Raw genomic sequence first — 15,979 nt, forward strand, 5'->3', positions numbered from 1 at the left:
GAACCCGGCGACCGCCGACAAAATCAACAGACTTCCATCTATTCATAGGATCGAATCGGTTGTATACTTCCTTTGCCATCGTTACCCTCCTTACAGCTCCAAGATATACTCAATGCTTTCGCGATGGGTGACTTCCCGTTGCAGTGGCGACTGATTCGTCACAGCTAACAAGAAACCTATATCCTTCACTTCATCCGGTTTGACTACCTGTTTATTTACCGGTGACCCATCTACCAAGATCGTGCCCGCATATACTCCTGTTTGACGATAATTACATATTGGAAACTCGTCATACCTCAACCAAGCCTGTACATATAGCCAACGGCAATCAATTGCCCGCGCTTCAACTTCCTCAATGAGGCGCCACTTCTGGCCACGTTGTATGATCGTTCCATTTGTATCATCTGGCGTTACAAACCTCACTTGGTCAGCTCGCTTCAACGCAACAATCTCTGTCATCGTCTGACCATAGGAGACATCTGGAACCTTCTCGGAGTTTTCAGGGTTCCACGGAGATGTTTTTCCCACAGCGATAAACACATTCTTGTCCCTGTACAGATTAAAGGTCTGATACGTTTTCATGCCTTTTACATCACTTGTTTTTGAAGGCAACTCCTACACCCCCTAATTTGTTTTCGTAACCTTTGATTGTTGAATATAGAACACTTCGTCAACAAACGTTACGTCATCCGTAAAAAATACATTCGGTGACCACCAACTCATGCGATCATGCTTTATGCTTTGAAACGAATACTGAGTTCGCGAGTGGTTTGTCATTTTTTCCTTACCGCTCAGCTCATCATCCCCATGGTCAGTGGTAAGAATTGCCCCATATCTATCCATACTTTGACTTGCTGATCCTCGTTCATACTCGATCTTGTGAGATAACGCAATCGAAAATAAATATCGAAAGCCTGCTGGTCCCATTAATTTGACAATTCCTTGTGCTACACCAAGTGTCTCAGGCGTTGTGAAGATGACTGCTGTTAACGGGGCAAATTCCCAACCATCTGCCATCACTCCAAACTCAGAGAGTTCAACACCATCCTCAGGCATGAGGCGATAAGATTCTTGTAAGCCATATCCTTGTGAGAGAATGGACTCTACTGTCATCCTGCCATTGGTTGCTCTCAGCTTTGCAAGCAGGTCCTCATCATCGGCAGCGTCTAGTTCACGCCTCCAAAGTTCTAATGATTCCTTGTGCATGAGATGGAGAAAAAACGCTTTCCACATGTCGCTATCTACTGGCAAATAACCGGAAGCCGCACTCATAATCGCACGCATATGCCGACTTTTTTTATAGTCACTAGATAGCTCCGCCATCAGTGCATTAACCTGATCTTCGTTCATGTGATCGTCACCACCGGATCGATTTGTGCATCTGGCTTTAGTGTAATGCTCGTTGTTGGTACTAAAATCTTGGCATCCGTTGCGCCAGCCCCAACTAATACAGCAAATATCTGCGCTAAAAATAGCGTTCCTCCGACTCCAATCGAATTGGTATATGCCAATATTGTTTGTCTGGCTTTTTCTTTGTCTATTCCTATTACCACAACTTCAATAGGTACAGTTTGTCTACTGACGTGCCTAACGACAAGATCAAGCCCCGGAGTTTTGCGACGATCGATTAATTCGCGAACCGTCTCCAATAAATTAGGGATCGTACCGCCAACAACCAAGTCAACCGTGCCGATCCCTCTTATCAAGTTCAGTCCCCTTGCGTAGTTTACACCAGGTATTGACAGCGCCCAGCGCTCATAGTCAGATAACGCTCCACCACGCTCAGGATTACGTTTATGGCGCAATATTCGGTTGCGTAAATCCTCCGTTGGCTCGTTTTTATCTAGTGCTAACCCGTAATCTATTGCCATGAGCTCTAGGTACTTCCTCGTTGCAGTTACAGCAAATGCTTGTTCGATGATCTTGCCACGTTCTTTATGATGTTTGAATAAGGCTAGTGCAATCGGAGCAAGAGCATCGTAAATAATTGAACCTTCACTTCTGTCCAGATCTTCTGGGACGGTGAGAAGCATTTCATATAAAATTTGCTGGAAGGTTGAGCTTTCCAGAAAGCTAAGATCAGTTTCAGACATTGATACTCATCTCCAAGACCCCTTCCTCAGTAACCATCAAAAAGGATATTTTCATGGTGTTACCTACCCACTCAAAAGAGAAATTCTCGCAACGTTCTATCCCATACAAATATTCCAAAGCCTCCTGAACCAACCGCTTAGCCTCTGCCTGCTTCCACGCTCTCGTTCCATCACTCCTAATCAGTTCTTTCAGTTCATTCCCATAATCTGAGGAATAAATTGAAAACATATAGCGATCAGTTCGTAATGCTTTTGTGGCTTTTTGGAGTAGTGCCTCTTCTCCATCAATCATGATTGACTTGCCGTCAGGTCGAACGGCAAACTGTCCTGTTTCGAAATCAAACTTATACGTTCTGAGAACATTTTTAATGGGTCGTAGTTCCTGTGCTGGGCTATCATCTATCACTGGGAAAACCGGAAAAATACTCATGGGCGTTTCACCCTATCTAGGATGTAATAGGCAGAGTCCACAGATAACACGTGTACTTTATCGTTCAATTTCAAAACGTCCTCAAATTGCAGTAACAAATAGTTATGTTTGAACGAGGTAAACGGTGCAGCCACGTCATCCGTGTCTAAAAAATCTTCCTTTTTCATGTCACCCAGATCACGCTCTGCTTTTTCTTGATGGGTAATCGTGACAATTCGTGTATGTCTCGTCAAGTGTTCTAAGACAGTAATAAACTCTTTCCCAATTGGTTCTGTCATACCATCTATCAAGATTTTCAAATCTGGTGGTGGCTTAATGACAGTTGCCAACTCTATCCGTATATCCTTTGGGGGTGGATTTGTCCCACCAGTTCCTTGTTTTTGATTGGCACCTGAAAGTACGTGAGCAAGCTTTTGAAAGCCATTCACCTTCCATTCACCTCCATCTGCAAATCGAGTTTCATTTCATGGTAACCAGGTCGTATCGTATGGCTGTCGCCGAAAACAGTAAACACCCCTTGAAGTTTCATGATCTCCTCGTAGACTTCAATTTTCGTCCCAGCAATGACGTCATCGATTCCCAAGGAAGTAATGGATGCCTGCTCCTTGACCCGGCTTAGATTCTGCAATTCTTGCTTAGCCACTTCAATTTTGTTTCCCCGGTCTTCATCTTGTATTTCTATCACCTTAACAAGATGGCCGTACCGTTTAGCGTTGGTAGAATCAACTTCATCATGTAAAACAGAAATGTATTCACTGTCGCTCCCGACCACTCTTACAACTGTTCTCATTTCTGCAATTGATCGTTTACGTTCCGCGTTTAATAGATTGCTTCCCTGCTGGACTTTCCACTGAATTGTTTGCCCTCGCTGTGTTCCCACATAAATCTTCCCTTGGTCAATCCAGCACCAATACCGAACACCAGTAGAGCGAAACACTTGATTGAGGACGTCTACAACTGCATCCCATACACTCTTTCCGCGAATGACTTGTTTTTCCACGGCAGGCATTGCTCCTATGCCCCCAACAGGAATGCCATGCTGCGCGAAAATGCGCTTTAAAAGCTGATCGGCAGCCTCATCTGTTGAAACCACAGCTACATCGTTATTGAGTAAATAAAAGCCGAAATCATATGCTACTGCGTTGATATCTCCTTTTGCTGTCCTTCCTAAGTCAACAATCATACCTGTGAAAAGTGAGCGTGGAGTGCCGGACATAAAGGAAATCAACTCTATCAGGTCGCCTTCTTCTACATTCACATCAGGCCAAAAGCGATCCCGACCATTGTTGGTTTTAACAGCCAGAGAACGCTTTGCTTCCTGACGACTTCCGGACCATGTTGCTTCTGAAAAGGGAAGGAGCATCGCTTGCTTACCCGGCTTTTGAAATCGAACCTCGTAATGATATTTTGGCAGCATCAATCTCCCACCTTTCCGCCCAAGATTCATCGTGAATTATACTTGTCAACCAATGATTTTTTTTCTTCTTTTTTCTTGGTGGCTGACACCTTCGCTTTTCGTGTATCCGGTCGCTTCCCTTTACCCGTTGTTTGGAAAGGAATGCTCACTTCAGTACTCTCAATGGTCACGAACCGATACTCTTTCAGTGCCAACTTGAAATCTATGTCAAACCCGTCCCATTCATAAGAAAAATCACGTATGGTCACAGCAGCATTGATTTCACTACCTGTCACCGTAAACCGAATGGGGTAGCCCGAATTTTTCCACCGTTTCAAAGTCTCCACGAATTCTTCGGGAGACGGAAAACCGTCGTATTCACAAAACCCCGGATCATATGTCTCAGGCCAAAACGTAGAAAAAGAATACTCTTCCAATGTCGACTCACCGATGATAGTCGCTTCCCCAATGGCAACCAGGTCAATATCGATGTAGCTATGCCCAATCTTTACTGCTATTTTGGGTGGAATGACAGGAAGACGAAGCTTTTCAACGTTATTGTTCCAGGTTAGCCAGAACTCAAGGTGCTTGTATTTCACTTGTTTCTATATCTCTCCTCTCAACATAAAAAGCACACCCGTTTGAGTGTGCTTCTACTTTATTAATCTCCTAGGCTTTTTAAGTGGAAACGCCTATTCTTGATTGACAATTGCTGTAATGGAAAAAATCCAGTAATATAAGTTATATAACTGGATTACACTAAAAATGACCGCAGGTGTTCCAGCACCTACGGCCTATACAACAGACGTTCCCTACATGGGGGCGGCTCAAGGATTAACTAGAGATAGACCTCTCCTGATTTGGACCCAAGGGAGGTCTATTTCTTTTTGGGGAAAGACAGGATCGCTACCACGAGCATTGCGAATGAAATCATCAACGTCAATGCTTGGAACACTGTCACAGGCGTCACCTCCCCCCGTTTCCGACATGGGAGATGAGCCGACCACCCTTGAGGAGCCGATTCTGTTGTATATGGGAGATTATAACACGTGAAAGCTTCCGTACGAGAATATATTTCCTCTTATTCAAGCACGATAGAACCTGTACCGGCTAATACGTGTCCGATTTTTTCTGCAAGCAAATCGGCCATCTTCTCACATAAGCTCTCTAATTCTTCCTCAGAATTCTCTATTGTTGATTGCACAGTCAATTGAATAGTGGGACGGAAGTCAATATAAAAAGAAGTTGGCTGCTCACTTGGACTTGTATACTGTGCCTGAGTTCCACTTGTTATAGAAGGTGTATAACTTGGAACCTGACTAAAAGTACTATCCAGCGCTGCAGCTAATGAATCACCTGAGGCTTCAACACCGATTGCCATAGTTTCAGGAATAGCCATCCCACTATCTGTTAAGCGAGAAAAAGGGCCAAGCTCAGCATCCGAATGCGGTAGGAATTGATCAGCCCATTCTAATGCACTGGCAATAGCATTTGCTACTTCTTCCTTAACAGATAAGATCCCGTCAACGATTGTCAGTATGATTTTTTTGCCGCTATCAAACAAGCCACTTATCCACCCATCAAACCAGCCGTCGATCGTAGTAAAGGCGTTGAAAAAAGTTTCCTTAATTGTCTCCCATGCCCCTGACCAGTCACCTGTGAGGAACCGGATAAATGCAGTGAACAGTCCTTTCCAAAAATCAATGACCATTCCAAAGTACGCAAAGAGTCCTTCCCAGGCTGCCATACCCACTGATTTTACCCATTCCCACCCTGCTACCAAATAGGCACTGACCATGTCCCAGTTTTCATAGAGCCACCAGCCAACGGCAATCAATGCTATCACTGCTGCTATTACTAGAAGAATAGGCCACAACGCACTTATTGATGCGATTCCAAACCCAGCCATTGCCCCAGTCATTGTTGCAAAGCCTGCTGATACTGGCATCCATATGCCAGCTAGGAAGATCAATGGACCTACCAATAAACCCAGTGCAGCTACCACCATTAAAAACGAAACGGCTACCTTCGTGATAAATGGATGCTCTTCTGTAAAAGTCCCAATCCCTTTAGCAATTTTCGCAAGAAGACCAACAATTGGTTTTGCCACTTCTAATACGGAGTCGCCTATCGGATCAATTGCCAACTTCATTTCGTTTGCCATTGCCTGCCACTCATTCGATACCTGACCGACAATTTCGGTTGTTTTTGCTGCAAAATCTTCAAGTGGGCCAGCATTAAGCATGGACATTAAAGCCTTCCGTCCAACATCTTCATACTGAGTTCCAAAGACGTTTCCCAAGACGTCATCTTGTAACTTCTGATCCTTGATAGAAGCAATCCCTGCCGTGATCGTCATGATGGCATTTTCTGCCTCTTTTCCACCAGCTTTGATCTGATCGAGCATTTTGAACAGTTTATCCTCACCGAAAATACCCTCAAGCGCACCCAAGGCTTTCTCATCCATCGCCTTGTTCAACCGAATACCGAACGATTCTTTGAATGCATCCCCAAGCTTATCAAAATTGAATGCACCTGCCTCAGCTCCAGCTACTAACATGCCCATCATCTGCTCTGCACTCAAACCAGCCTCTTTGAACTGCGGCGAGTATTCCCAAATGGTATCGAGCAGATCGTCAGCCTTGTCCCCTACCCTTTGGTAAGCTGCTGTAATCATGTCCAGCCCTTTAATTGGGTCGGTAGCCCACTGCCCTTGCATTACATTCAAAACTTTTGCAATGCTTGCTTGATCGAGGTTACCAAAGGAAGCCTTTTCAAGAGCCAGAGCTCCCTCAGCTACTTTCCCAATCTGTTCGTCAGTACCTTCAAGTAACTGACGCAGCCGACCATATGCCTCTGCTGCTTCCATAGGGGTTTCGACCAAGCCTGTCGCAAACAGTCCTTTTGCAGACTCGGATAGACTTGTCATTTGAGCATCAGTAGCACCCACATTCGCCTGTAGAACACCTAAAGCCTGATCCATGTCATGTGCGGTGATAGCAGCAGTCGACAATCCTGCTGTAACGACCGCGCCTCCTGCTGTTGCCAGCCCGCCAATTTCCTCAAGATGTCCTGCAACGGCATCTACATGCTCAAGTGATGCTGCTGCTTCATCACCAGCTTTTGCAGCTTCACGCAGAGCCCTTTCCAGCCTCGAGGCCCCTTTACCATCAACGGCACTGGCTTCTTGATCTACATCAGAAAGTTCTCGGGACAGTCTTGTTGCTTGCTGGTAAGCGTCATCCAAGGCACGTTCCATTTCCCTGATCGCGCCGTCATCCATGTTTTCAATCGCATCTTCCACATCACTTGCAGCATCTTCCACATCATCGAAAGCATCTAGGGTTTTGCCGAGCAAACGCAGGAGAGAGGTGAGTTGCCGACTTATCTTGTCTTCAAATGCAAGAGTTGTTGTCGCTGCCATTGGTTATCTCCTCCTCCCCTTTACCCGCCGACCCTTTTGTCGTTCTAGTTTCTTTGCCTGCTCTGCTTTACGCTCCATTTCCATCGCCGTGGAAACCAAGACGAACTGTTTTTCGCGTTCTGATAGGCAAAGAATTTCTGTTGGCAGCTTGTTTTTTTCTTGCCAGATATAAGAAAAGAGAGCCAACTCAGGACTCTCTTTTATGAGTTTTTTACCTCTTCCTCAGCCTCCTCATCATCCGTGAAATCGCTGATCTTTGAGATAGCCTCATGTAGTGCATCAATTTCATTCGGGCTGAAAATGCAAGGGACTACATCCACAGCAGCAATCTTACCGAACTTCGCAAGCACTTGTTGAGAATCGATGCGAAAATCTGTACGATCCGTATCGATACCTGCAATGATGATCTCTGCTTTCAAACGCAAGTCATCAAACTCCACTTTCCGTTCTGCTTTACTCTTCTTACCGGAGACAGAAACTTTCAATGCTGCCTTTCTTGCCTTGAAATAAACTTCCCCGGAGACCGAACGGATCGGTAGCTTAACGCCTTTCTTCTTCCAATCCCATACGTCCTTTACGACTTCTTCTGTATTCATGCTCAAAAAGTCTTCCATCGTCAAAAACTGACTCATCTGATATTCCTCCTTGGGATAGCCTTGGTATATTTAAATAAACTCGTAGTCGTCAACTGTACCTTCGAGGGTTGTATCCTCATCCAGTTCACCGTGACTCCATTTTGCTAATGACAGAGAGTCGGGACAAAAACCAGTCACTGCGACGCGATACTTGCCAGCAATTTTGTCGTCGAGTTCCCCAATGAAATTCACTTTCTTTTCGGGGTTTGCCGAGATTTCCATGATGAGCTGCTGGATATCCGATGTACGTTCAAACGTAGCTGTCATGCTAACAGATGATGCCAGCACACGATGTCTTTTCCGAAGCTTCCCAGCCCTCTTACTTTCACCCTTCTCAAATTCCTCAGAGAGCTCAAAGCCAATGCACTCGGGGAGTTCCCTTCCATTCTGGTCATAAAAATGCCCATGGGTACCGGAATACGTTTCTTTCATGCTGTATCACCTCACTTTGATTTGTTGTAGATATAAATTTTTTCGAGAGCATCTTGATGGCGGAAGCCAGCAATGAAATGGCCCGCATTACGAGCTGGCGTGTAAATCGGGTCCTCCCCGTGATATTCGGGGTCTTCAATGAATTCGTAATCATTCGCGATTACTTCCAGCGTAGCAAGGGGTCTGAATACCTCTTGCTTCATCATCTGGCAAAAGGCAGCGCGGCGAGCAGGGCTGTTGCTGTTTGGCTGCTGACGAATCCACTCCTTTCCTGCTTCCTCTTCTGCATGGAGGATGGTGTGGAAGGTGTCAGCCACCCGAATCTTGCCGTAGTCTTTTGACTGATCAGGCCCCGGAATAGTCAGGGTATTTACAGGCTCCTGGATGATAACCTGCCGATTGTCCATGTTCAGCATGAGTACACCAGCTTGCACCATTTCAATTAAATCCGTATCCGGGTCCCACTCATGTGTTAGGGATTCGAATGGAGTAATATATAATGCCATCGTGTAATTAAGCGGCAGGGAAGCCATCAGGGATGCAATGTAAATTGCCACTTTTGAACTCGCATAGGCGTTGCCTTTCCAACGTGCTCCACTTCCTACATTGACCACAGCCATGTGGTTCACATCGGTAGACGCCTTCATGATGGTTTGCTTGTTTTTATCCCTTGTTTCATCGCCGCCGAAAACAAACTTGATGAAATTACCTATCGCATTTTGCTGTTTAGTCCAGTCTTCTGCTGCCGCATTTAGGGCAGGATCAGCAATTCCAAGAGTAAATACACCGTACTTGCCTTTCTGAGTAGCCAGCGCGCTTTGGTAAGCGGTGTATTTGGTCGCCTCTACGCTTGTTCCGCTGTTACCTCCAGTCAGGCTTACACCCGCCGTAGTATCAGGAAGTGTATCGGCTATCTTTCTCAAGACAACAAACTCACTATCACTGAAAGCCTGAACCAGATCATCCACCGTTTTCGCTGCCCGACTGTCCACCAGCTCCGCTCCCCGATAGATCAGCAACTCTGTTTTGGTAGCATCCAACAAGCTTGGCTGCACTACGACTTTCAAATGATTGCCTGTCTCGCCTTTGTACTTGGCTTCCACAAGTAAAACTTCGGTTGCAGCACTCTTCAAAGACACACTTGCGACAGCCGCACTATCCCCCGCCACGCGGTACAGCAAGACCTCTGTTGGATAAGGATTAGCAGCCCAAATCAGATTAAATGCTTCTGTGACTCCGAAGATTTTCTCTGCGGAAACCTTGGATCGGACTGTTACAAATTCCCCGATCGGTCCCCAATCCGCTACGATTGGTAATGCAAGCTTTCCACGATTGCCGATTGTTGTTTGCTCTTTGATGAATGACTTCAAAAAGGAGTAGACACCGGATAAGACCTTGTTTTCTCCCAACTGATATTGTCCGGCCATTTACTTCACCGTCCTTTCCTTGAATTTCTTCACGAATTCCTCTGCCTGATCGACTGTCATCTCGTCTGGGGCATCAAAAAAGGTAGCAATTGCTTCGGTTCGGTTTAACCCGAACTTCTGCTCTGCTACCTGCAATATTTGCTCTTTTTTATAAGCTGGTTTATCCTGCTCCTGTTTGCGAGCCATAACGTTTGTCTCCTTTCCTCAGCGATTCATCGTAGCGTCTATGAATCACTTCTAACGGGTCGTAAACCACCGGAGTATAAGGGATATAAACGGTGTACTTCAATTCAAACGATCGGTCTAAGTTATCTGGCTTGCTCATGGTCAAACGACACTCTCGTAGATATCCCACTTGCTTCTTGTCCGGGCCGTAGAGTGGAAGAATCCAGCTCCGATCCGCAAGGTCCTGCCTGACAGCCAAAGATAACCTCGTAAGTTGCTCTATATCCTTTGCCATCAGAACAAAGTTCATTGTCCCTTTCTCTCGGTAGGCATCAGCACGCCGTGGTTCCGGAATACGAAATGGCTCTTCAACAAACCACATGGGCCGTTTAAAGTCCTTGGGTACAGAAAGGTTCTCTGTTTGGATTCCTGTCAAAGAAAATAGCCAGTGGCGTACAGACAGCACATCATCCCCCATCTGGAAACAGCCTCCTTGCTAAATCATCTAGCTCTTCTTTTACCAACTCGTCCATGATTGACTCAACCTCTGCTGTCGATCTCGCAAGATAGTGCACGCCAGGAACGCGCTTCCCTTTCAAGATCATGCCGTCTGGATGATCAGGGACATAAATGAATTTTTCTCGATCCCAGTACCCCGGCACAAATTGCCCTTTCCTCTGAGTGAACCCTTCTTCCACGTAACGCGCATATGACAGGTTGGTGCCTACTGTGATTTCAGCTCGAAGCCCACTTAGGACCAAATCAAATACATTTTCCTTGTGACCAATAACCAGAGAGGCACGAAGAATCCCGTCCCGTACTGGAACCCTATCTTGAGCTCCCCGTAACACCTGCATACCAGCCATACGGGCAACACGATCCATAGAAACCTGTACTTCACGTTTGTTATGCTTTTTCAAACGTTTGTACATACGCTCCAGGTCTCTCTTATCTACCTTTGCCATTAGATTTCCGGTTCTTCTCCCGTGACAGGATCGATCATTGTAATCACTACTTCGTAATGATGTAAGCTTTCAGCGCCATAGACCGGATAAGGGAGACTGACTTCATACAGATTGCCTGCGAATTCAGGTTGCTCAATCTTGAGCCGCATGCCTGCCTTCAAATCTGCGTACAGGGTGTGCATGAGGAAGTCCTGAGGCGTCGCCTGTCGCCCTGTAAGCTGCTGAATGCGACCGGGGGAACCTGACACCCTACATGGCACATTCTGAGCCACAGGGAGCCATTCTGAGCGGTCTTTTCCCCCAGTGAAAGGATCAGGTTCCCCTCCGACATCCAGAAGGGTAAAAGAGTGGCACAGAAGCCGCTTATATTCGGTTAGATCATCCACAACTTTTGCCCCCTGTTCTTGCTATATTTTTTGAGGATTCCTTCGACTTTGGGGTCATTGCTCACATAAGAAAACGTCTCCTGATAATCCCCTTGCTTGGTACTGCTCAATCGTCGATCTTGGGCCATGTCTTTGACCACCATTGCAACGGCCAGTTTCAATTCAAGAGGAACAGGATCAGGTACCGTCACCTGTCCGACTACATAAACATTCGCCCGAAGAATGACTGGATCAAGTCGACTAGACTCCCACGAAGCAAATTCAGCATAAAAACCGATCAGCTCACTACTTGTCAGAATTGCCATCGGTATTCACCGGCGTCTCTTCATTTGCAACAGGGTCATCTTCCAGCTTGTATCCCAATGGTTCATACACGACTTCAAAAGCTTTTCGTGTCACTTTTATTTTTTTCTTGTCCTTACCACCAGTGATTGTCAGCATATCATTTGGTTTTTTCATGAACGATCGCTCCTGTCAATAATTAAGGTGTTTGTACAAATCCGGTAGGACGCAGGACAGCAAATGCCCCCTCTTTGATTACAAGGAACGCAACTTGGAACGTAGCTTTCAATGCAACCATGTCTTGCTCGGCAAGAGAAAGAGGCTTCCCATCTGCTCCAGTAATGGAGTGAAGAGTCGCCTCACGCAAGATTTCATACTCAATATTTTTAAGAATGCCTGTCTTGGCCTTTTTGAAGTCACCAGCAATCAAGTCAGCTTTTGTTTTGTCCCAAGCACCATTTCTGCTGTACTCAATCGGCAGCGAATACAGTGAATCTTCAGCTACTCCTTCACGTACAGATGAAAGGTAAAGAGGGTCACCTTGGCTATTTTTCAATCCGCGCAAGGATGTCTTTAATCCGGTATGCCCAACAAACGCTCGTGGCTCTTGGTCATCAGCTTCAATCAGTGCCATGACACTGTTTACATCATCGGCCAGATTCTGACCCGCGACAGAACCGCGAGTAAAGCTGTTCCCCACATTGATAGCTGCCCCCAAGATGTTAGAAGTAAACGGAGACTCCGTCCCCATGATCGTAGCTGCATCCAATTTAGTATGGAATGCTTCAACAATGTACGGCTTCAGTTCTTCAAACACATCGATTCGTGAGCGATCCAGTGCTTCCTTTGTCATTGGAATGATGACAGCCAGCTTCTTAGCGGTCAATGTAACCTGTGTCCAGGAAGCTGTCGAGGTTTTGATACGTTCTCCCTCCCCTACCCAGTAAGCTCCAGGCTTATCTAGAAATACTGGAATCTTTTTTGTTGCTGTTGTCATTGGTTCCAGTTCGGAAAGTTTCAAAATAGCCGAACCGCGGACTACATCTTTGATGATCTCTTGTGATGTCTCTTCCGGAATCAATCCGCTAAGGCTGCTGCTGAACGTTACTCCCTCATTGAATCTTTGCAAATCGAAATGAAGTGGTGCTTGTTTTACCAGTGCCATGCTATTCATGAATGATTGCCCCCTTTTAGATGCGCTGCAATTTGCGTAGGTCTGAGATATTTGGAATGGTAGACTTTTGATTGGCTGATGGCTTTGCTCCAGGAGTAGTTCCCCGCGGTGTTTCATCTGCCTTCAACCATGGTTTAGATGTGATTAACTCAGTAACATGCTTATCGATGTTTTTAACCTTGCCTGCATCCGTCACTTCCACCTTAGACAGATCAGCCAGACGAATCGCATCCGACAATTTATCTGGGTCAATCCCCTGCTTTATTGCCTCCAAAGTGAAGGCATTTTCAATCCGGAGGGATTGAATTGTACCATTGGCGTTCTTCAGGTCAGTTTCCCGCTCTAAGAGCTTTTGTTCAGCAGTTTTTTCAGCCTCTTGCTTTTGCTTATGGGAATCAACGATTCCTTTTAAGTCATCTGCCTTTTCAATCCCCAGCCCTTTTAAGAAGTCGGTGACCGCGCCTTGTAGTGCGGAATCGTATTCCTCTTTAGAACCAAACGCTACCGCAGGCTTACTCTCCCCGCCTTTATCACCGCCACCATTTTGCTGTGCGCCTCCGTCAGATGCCCCAGAAGTTCCACCGGAACCGCCTCCATCATTACCACCTTGCCCACCTTCCCCTCCTCCATCATTGAATCGTTGCAAGCGAAATAACCATTGTGACTTTTTCACTTCGTACCTTCTCCTTCCTGATTTTGAATTTCTAAAGACACGTAATCCGGGTATTGCTGGGCAATCGCTTGAATACCAAGTAATGCTGTTTGGATTATGGTAGAAACCCCGGCGCAAACAATGTCCTTTCCATGCTCGGCATAATTCGCATGACCAATAGCATGGATTTTCATTTCACCGTTGTCCAGAAATGCTTGAATCTTGATCACATCGATCTCGCCTCCTTTCAGGCAATAAAAAAACACCACGATTTCAACGTGATGCTACTGGGGCAATCCTTTTGCCTCTGCCCATTCTTTATAGGTGCGTGCTGAAGTGTAGCCTCTCTCCTGATCAATCCGGTAGGAGCGTTCGCGTTCCAGCTTCTCCAAGACCTTTGATTTCATTACTGGCCGCCAGTACGATCGGCAATTGGGGTGATTGGGTATGCGCTCACCCTCACGCCCTGGATTGTTGGCTGTATCGTAATCAAGCGGATATCTTTTGCCGTCCAGCTTACGGCACTCAGAAGAAGTACGCTTGTCCAATGTTGCACAAAATTCCTTTTCACTCACAATATCTGAATTTGCTTGGTAAGCCATCGTTTGCCCTTGGGCTGCAGCCCGGTTTAATTCAGTCCGAGCCAGTCGTTTCGCATTTGCCCAGCTCTCCGTTGTCCTTTTTGTAATTTCCTTGGCTGTTCGGGTCACACCCCATCCCTGAGCTGCGCCCTGGGTGATTACATCCTCCATTGCTGCCGCCAACAGGTCAGTACGCATGCGAATCCGTTTGGAAAAATGCCTGCCTTGCCATGGCCGCTCCAATGAAGCAAGCACCATCCCGATATTGATCTGCGGAAGCCGAACTTCTACTTGTGCATCCTGTTCAAGAAAATAGAGATGATGGAACAGGCTGAGCTTATACTCTTCCGCCCATGTGATTCTTAGCTGCTGCTCTTCTTCCATGCGGAGGGTGTGCAAGATGGTTTTTATGCTTGTCATGATGAGGTCGAGCCGTGCGGCGTTATAAATTAAAGACACTAACTCTTCTCCGCTTTCAGCAAATCGGGCGTAGAGGTCAGTGATTTCTTGTACAATGCTTTTATTGGCTTTGGAGAACAGCTTTTTTAATTTGACCCCATGCTTTTCGATTCTCGCTTCCAATTCCTCTTGATAGCGTTCCTCTCTGCTCATGCAGCGTCACCGTCTGGACTGTTTTCATCGTCAGGGGGCGCGTCATCATCTGTCGGCTCCTTGTCCTCCAATGCGTCGGGGTCGAGTATCTTCATTCTGCGTTCGGCCTCTTCGTCTTGTTCTTTCAGCAGTTTTTCACGAGATGCCCGCGGATCATCCACAAACGGTAGCAGCGCCAGCCTTTCCTCATGGGACAACTGACCAACCAGTTTTGTTACGATCTCCACCATTTCCACCAAATTCACTGGCATGTTCTTGCTGAATTTCACATCGACAGCTTGATAATCCCACTGTTTTTTGTGTTTACGATTCAGCATCCCAGTAATAATTCGGATTCGGTTGCGGAACCCCTTTCCGTAATGGCGGATTTTCATACCAGCCTTAATATCTGCATGGTAAAAGATGATTTTCAACGCGATTCCTGACGGAGCATTCCCCACTTGATCAGGGCGCAGGTGTGGTGTTCCTGTTTGATCCAGTAAGGATTCAATTAGTCGATTGATTGTGTTTTCTTCGTGCTGGTCCTGCAAATCCCAAGTGATCGGCACCGCCTTACCACCAACAAGAATTTGCGAGGTTGACCACATTTTCGCTAGATATTGCTTTTTCTTCTCCACATCGGTGATCAAATTCCCTTCCGAATCGTAAAGAATCAAATCGTCCAAATCAAGGTCCTCAAACAGCACTTTCGGATTCTTGAAATATTCCTGCACATCTACCTTGCCAGTAACAGCCTTATTGATTGCGTCCATAAGTCGTTTCAGGTCTGATAGATCACCCATCCCCTCTACCATCCCGTCATCGCGATTCTCTTGATGCTTCCGACGGCGATTCACGTAATGTGTCCAAGGGACAACGGGCTTCTCCTGAAACTTACCATCCTGATCCTTCATGCGGACAGTGATGTTGTGTAAAACAGGATTCTTTTCACGGCTCGTGTCCAATACAATCGCTGAACCCTCCTGACGAAGATATGTAATCTCTTCCTCGTCGTATACTTCAACTATCATGGTTTTGGTGCTTCTGCTAACATCCGTCATTGTATAGTACCGAATAACAGCAATCAGTTTGGCTTTAACCGTCGTATCATACACAGCGATACACTCGTCCGCTTTGAACCCGGCAATACAAATCTGACCGTCCTCGTCGAAGTAGTAGTATTCGAAAACCTCTCCGTCAATTGAACCGTCTTCGATAATGTCATAAGACAAGCTCTCTTCATCGTTAGCCATCAGGACAGCTTGCAGCTTTTTAACGTATTCTTCCACGTCCGTCCCTGCCTCATTGGCAGAATAGCGAATAGGGTTACTGGCAATGTATGACGT

23 protein-coding genes are annotated in these 15,979 nt (G+C 46.1%); all 23 read right to left on the reverse strand.

Translation table 11 applies throughout. From position 1 onward, the window contains the following. Nucleotides 1–90 precede the first annotated feature (90 nt). Nucleotides 91–612 (reverse strand): BW3TFN family phage tail fiber component, encoded by a 522-nt coding sequence (locus tag ASG16_RS20135; protein WP_235617495.1) that lies wholly within the window; start codon nucleotides 610–612, stop codon nucleotides 91–93. Between the two features lie 12 nt (nucleotides 613–624). After that, nucleotides 625–1,350 carry a hypothetical protein gene (locus ASG16_RS20140; protein ID WP_111914465.1) on the reverse strand — a complete coding sequence of 242 codons (726 nt, stop codon included), beginning with the start codon at nucleotides 1,348–1,350 and terminating at the stop codon, nucleotides 625–627. Then, nucleotides 1,347–2,093: a baseplate J/gp47 family protein gene (locus ASG16_RS20145; RefSeq protein WP_056486629.1), complete on the reverse strand. Its 747-nt coding sequence runs from the start codon at nucleotides 2,091–2,093 to the stop codon at nucleotides 1,347–1,349. Before ASG16_RS20145 ends, ASG16_RS20140 begins: the two co-directional genes overlap by 4 nt. Further along, nucleotides 2,086–2,523: a DUF2634 domain-containing protein gene (locus ASG16_RS20150; RefSeq protein ID WP_056486626.1), complete on the reverse strand. Its 438-nt coding sequence runs from the start codon at nucleotides 2,521–2,523 to the stop codon at nucleotides 2,086–2,088. The genes ASG16_RS20145 and ASG16_RS20150 overlap by 8 nt, the downstream gene beginning before the upstream one ends. Beyond that, complete coding sequence (locus tag ASG16_RS20155) at nucleotides 2,520–2,951, reverse strand: DUF2577 domain-containing protein (protein ID WP_056486623.1); 432 nt, start codon at nucleotides 2,949–2,951, stop codon at nucleotides 2,520–2,522. The genes ASG16_RS20150 and ASG16_RS20155 overlap by 4 nt, the downstream gene beginning before the upstream one ends. Continuing rightward, the gene (locus ASG16_RS20160) at nucleotides 2,948–3,940 is read right to left on the reverse strand and encodes an XkdQ/YqbQ family protein (protein WP_111914467.1); all 993 of its coding nucleotides are present in this window, start codon (nucleotides 3,938–3,940) and stop codon (nucleotides 2,948–2,950) included. Before ASG16_RS20160 ends, ASG16_RS20155 begins: the two co-directional genes overlap by 4 nt. A 26-nt stretch (nucleotides 3,941–3,966) precedes the next feature. Then, nucleotides 3,967–4,518 carry a hypothetical protein gene (locus ASG16_RS20165; protein WP_111914469.1) on the reverse strand — a complete coding sequence of 184 codons (552 nt, stop codon included), beginning with the start codon at nucleotides 4,516–4,518 and terminating at the stop codon, nucleotides 3,967–3,969. A 278-nt stretch (nucleotides 4,519–4,796) separates the two neighbouring features. Then, entirely contained in the window at nucleotides 4,797–4,889 is a 93-nt protein-coding gene (locus ASG16_RS31660) for a putative holin-like toxin (RefSeq protein ID WP_221629570.1), read from the reverse strand. Between the two features lie 111 nt (nucleotides 4,890–5,000). Continuing rightward, a complete protein-coding gene (locus tag ASG16_RS20170) occupies nucleotides 5,001–7,343 on the reverse strand; it encodes a phage tail tape measure protein (protein WP_111914471.1) in 2,343 nt (780 codons plus the stop codon). Between the two features lie 200 nt (nucleotides 7,344–7,543). Next, a complete protein-coding gene (locus tag ASG16_RS20180) occupies nucleotides 7,544–7,975 on the reverse strand; it encodes a phage tail assembly chaperone (RefSeq protein ID WP_111914475.1) in 432 nt (143 codons plus the stop codon). 33 nt (nucleotides 7,976–8,008) lie between these two features. Then, a complete protein-coding gene (locus tag ASG16_RS20185) occupies nucleotides 8,009–8,410 on the reverse strand; it encodes a phage tail tube protein (RefSeq protein ID WP_048033496.1) in 402 nt (133 codons plus the stop codon). Between the two features lie 11 nt (nucleotides 8,411–8,421). Next, complete coding sequence (locus ASG16_RS20190) at nucleotides 8,422–9,837, reverse strand: phage tail sheath N-terminal beta-sandwich domain-containing protein (protein WP_056486620.1); 1,416 nt, start codon at nucleotides 9,835–9,837, stop codon at nucleotides 8,422–8,424. Beyond that, nucleotides 9,838–10,023, reverse strand: coding sequence for a YqzN/YkzM domain-containing protein (locus ASG16_RS20195; RefSeq protein WP_048033498.1), 186 nt, complete (start codon nucleotides 10,021–10,023; stop codon nucleotides 9,838–9,840). Then, nucleotides 9,998–10,480 carry a hypothetical protein gene (locus tag ASG16_RS20200; RefSeq protein WP_111914477.1) on the reverse strand — a complete coding sequence of 161 codons (483 nt, stop codon included), beginning with the start codon at nucleotides 10,478–10,480 and terminating at the stop codon, nucleotides 9,998–10,000. Before ASG16_RS20200 ends, ASG16_RS20195 begins: the two co-directional genes overlap by 26 nt. After that, on the reverse strand, nucleotides 10,470–10,967 hold the full coding sequence (locus ASG16_RS20205; protein ID WP_111914479.1) for an HK97 gp10 family phage protein: 498 nt from the start codon (nucleotides 10,965–10,967) through the stop codon (nucleotides 10,470–10,472). Before ASG16_RS20205 ends, ASG16_RS20200 begins: the two co-directional genes overlap by 11 nt. Further along, nucleotides 10,967–11,353 carry a hypothetical protein gene (locus ASG16_RS20210; RefSeq protein ID WP_056486617.1) on the reverse strand — a complete coding sequence of 129 codons (387 nt, stop codon included), beginning with the start codon at nucleotides 11,351–11,353 and terminating at the stop codon, nucleotides 10,967–10,969. The genes ASG16_RS20205 and ASG16_RS20210 overlap by 1 nt, the downstream gene beginning before the upstream one ends. Then, nucleotides 11,341–11,658: a hypothetical protein gene (locus ASG16_RS20215; protein WP_056486614.1), complete on the reverse strand. Its 318-nt coding sequence runs from the start codon at nucleotides 11,656–11,658 to the stop codon at nucleotides 11,341–11,343. Before ASG16_RS20215 ends, ASG16_RS20210 begins: the two co-directional genes overlap by 13 nt. Then, a complete protein-coding gene (locus tag ASG16_RS30975; RefSeq protein WP_198674247.1) occupies nucleotides 11,639–11,812 on the reverse strand; it encodes a hypothetical protein in 174 nt (57 codons plus the stop codon). The genes ASG16_RS20215 and ASG16_RS30975 overlap by 20 nt, the downstream gene beginning before the upstream one ends. A 22-nt stretch (nucleotides 11,813–11,834) precedes the next feature. After that, nucleotides 11,835–12,809 (reverse strand): phage major capsid protein, encoded by a 975-nt coding sequence (locus tag ASG16_RS20220; protein ID WP_111914481.1) that lies wholly within the window; start codon nucleotides 12,807–12,809, stop codon nucleotides 11,835–11,837. Nucleotides 12,810–12,825: 16 nt separating this feature from the next. Then, complete coding sequence (locus ASG16_RS20225) at nucleotides 12,826–13,482, reverse strand: hypothetical protein (RefSeq protein ID WP_111914483.1); 657 nt, start codon at nucleotides 13,480–13,482, stop codon at nucleotides 12,826–12,828. After that, nucleotides 13,479–13,691, reverse strand: coding sequence for a ribosomal-processing cysteine protease Prp (locus ASG16_RS20230; protein WP_056486611.1), 213 nt, complete (start codon nucleotides 13,689–13,691; stop codon nucleotides 13,479–13,481). Before ASG16_RS20230 ends, ASG16_RS20225 begins: the two co-directional genes overlap by 4 nt. A gap of 54 nt (nucleotides 13,692–13,745) precedes the next feature. Next, complete coding sequence (locus ASG16_RS20235; RefSeq protein ID WP_111914485.1) at nucleotides 13,746–14,654, reverse strand: minor capsid protein; 909 nt, start codon at nucleotides 14,652–14,654, stop codon at nucleotides 13,746–13,748. After that, the coding region (locus tag ASG16_RS20240) for a phage portal protein (protein WP_111914487.1) at nucleotides 14,651–15,979 on the reverse strand (1,329 nt) is incomplete at its 5' end. The genes ASG16_RS20235 and ASG16_RS20240, both read right to left, overlap by 4 nt.

The sequence above is a fragment of the Brevibacillus sp. Leaf182 genome (assembly GCF_001423865.2).
Classification (GTDB): Bacteria; Bacillota; Bacilli; order Brevibacillales; family Brevibacillaceae; genus Brevibacillus; species Brevibacillus brevis_C.

What these genes read in the sequence shown, in the direction of transcription:
- ASG16_RS20140 (WP_111914465.1), bottom strand. Translation starts at nt 1,350, where the DNA reads ATGAACGAAGATCAGGTTAATGCACTGATGGCGGAGCTATCTAGTGAC.
- ASG16_RS20145 (WP_056486629.1), bottom strand. Translation starts at nt 2,093, where the DNA reads ATGTCTGAAACTGATCTTAGCTTTCTGGAAAGCTCAACCTTCCAGCAA.
- ASG16_RS20150 (WP_056486626.1), bottom strand. Translation starts at nt 2,523, where the DNA reads ATGAGTATTTTTCCGGTTTTCCCAGTGATAGATGATAGCCCAGCACAG.
- ASG16_RS20160 (WP_111914467.1), bottom strand. Translation starts at nt 3,940, where the DNA reads ATGCTGCCAAAATATCATTACGAGGTTCGATTTCAAAAGCCGGGTAAG.
- ASG16_RS20170 (WP_111914471.1), bottom strand. Translation starts at nt 7,343, where the DNA reads ATGGCAGCGACAACAACTCTTGCATTTGAAGACAAGATAAGTCGGCAA.
- ASG16_RS20180 (WP_111914475.1), bottom strand. Translation starts at nt 7,975, where the DNA reads ATGAGTCAGTTTTTGACGATGGAAGACTTTTTGAGCATGAATACAGAA.
- ASG16_RS20185 (WP_048033496.1), bottom strand. Translation starts at nt 8,410, where the DNA reads ATGAAAGAAACGTATTCCGGTACCCATGGGCATTTTTATGACCAGAAT.
- ASG16_RS20190 (WP_056486620.1), bottom strand. Translation starts at nt 9,837, where the DNA reads ATGGCCGGACAATATCAGTTGGGAGAAAACAAGGTCTTATCCGGTGTC.
- ASG16_RS20195 (WP_048033498.1), bottom strand. Translation starts at nt 10,023, where the DNA reads ATGGCTCGCAAACAGGAGCAGGATAAACCAGCTTATAAAAAAGAGCAA.
- ASG16_RS20200 (WP_111914477.1), bottom strand. Translation starts at nt 10,480, where the DNA reads ATGGGGGATGATGTGCTGTCTGTACGCCACTGGCTATTTTCTTTGACA.
- ASG16_RS20205 (WP_111914479.1), bottom strand. Translation starts at nt 10,967, where the DNA reads ATGGCAAAGGTAGATAAGAGAGACCTGGAGCGTATGTACAAACGTTTG.
- ASG16_RS20215 (WP_056486614.1), bottom strand. Translation starts at nt 11,658, where the DNA reads ATGGCAATTCTGACAAGTAGTGAGCTGATCGGTTTTTATGCTGAATTT.
- ASG16_RS30975 (WP_198674247.1), bottom strand. Translation starts at nt 11,812, where the DNA reads ATGAAAAAACCAAATGATATGCTGACAATCACTGGTGGTAAGGACAAG.
- ASG16_RS20220 (WP_111914481.1), bottom strand. Translation starts at nt 12,809, where the DNA reads ATGAATAGCATGGCACTGGTAAAACAAGCACCACTTCATTTCGATTTG.
- ASG16_RS20235 (WP_111914485.1), bottom strand. Translation starts at nt 14,654, where the DNA reads ATGAGCAGAGAGGAACGCTATCAAGAGGAATTGGAAGCGAGAATCGAA.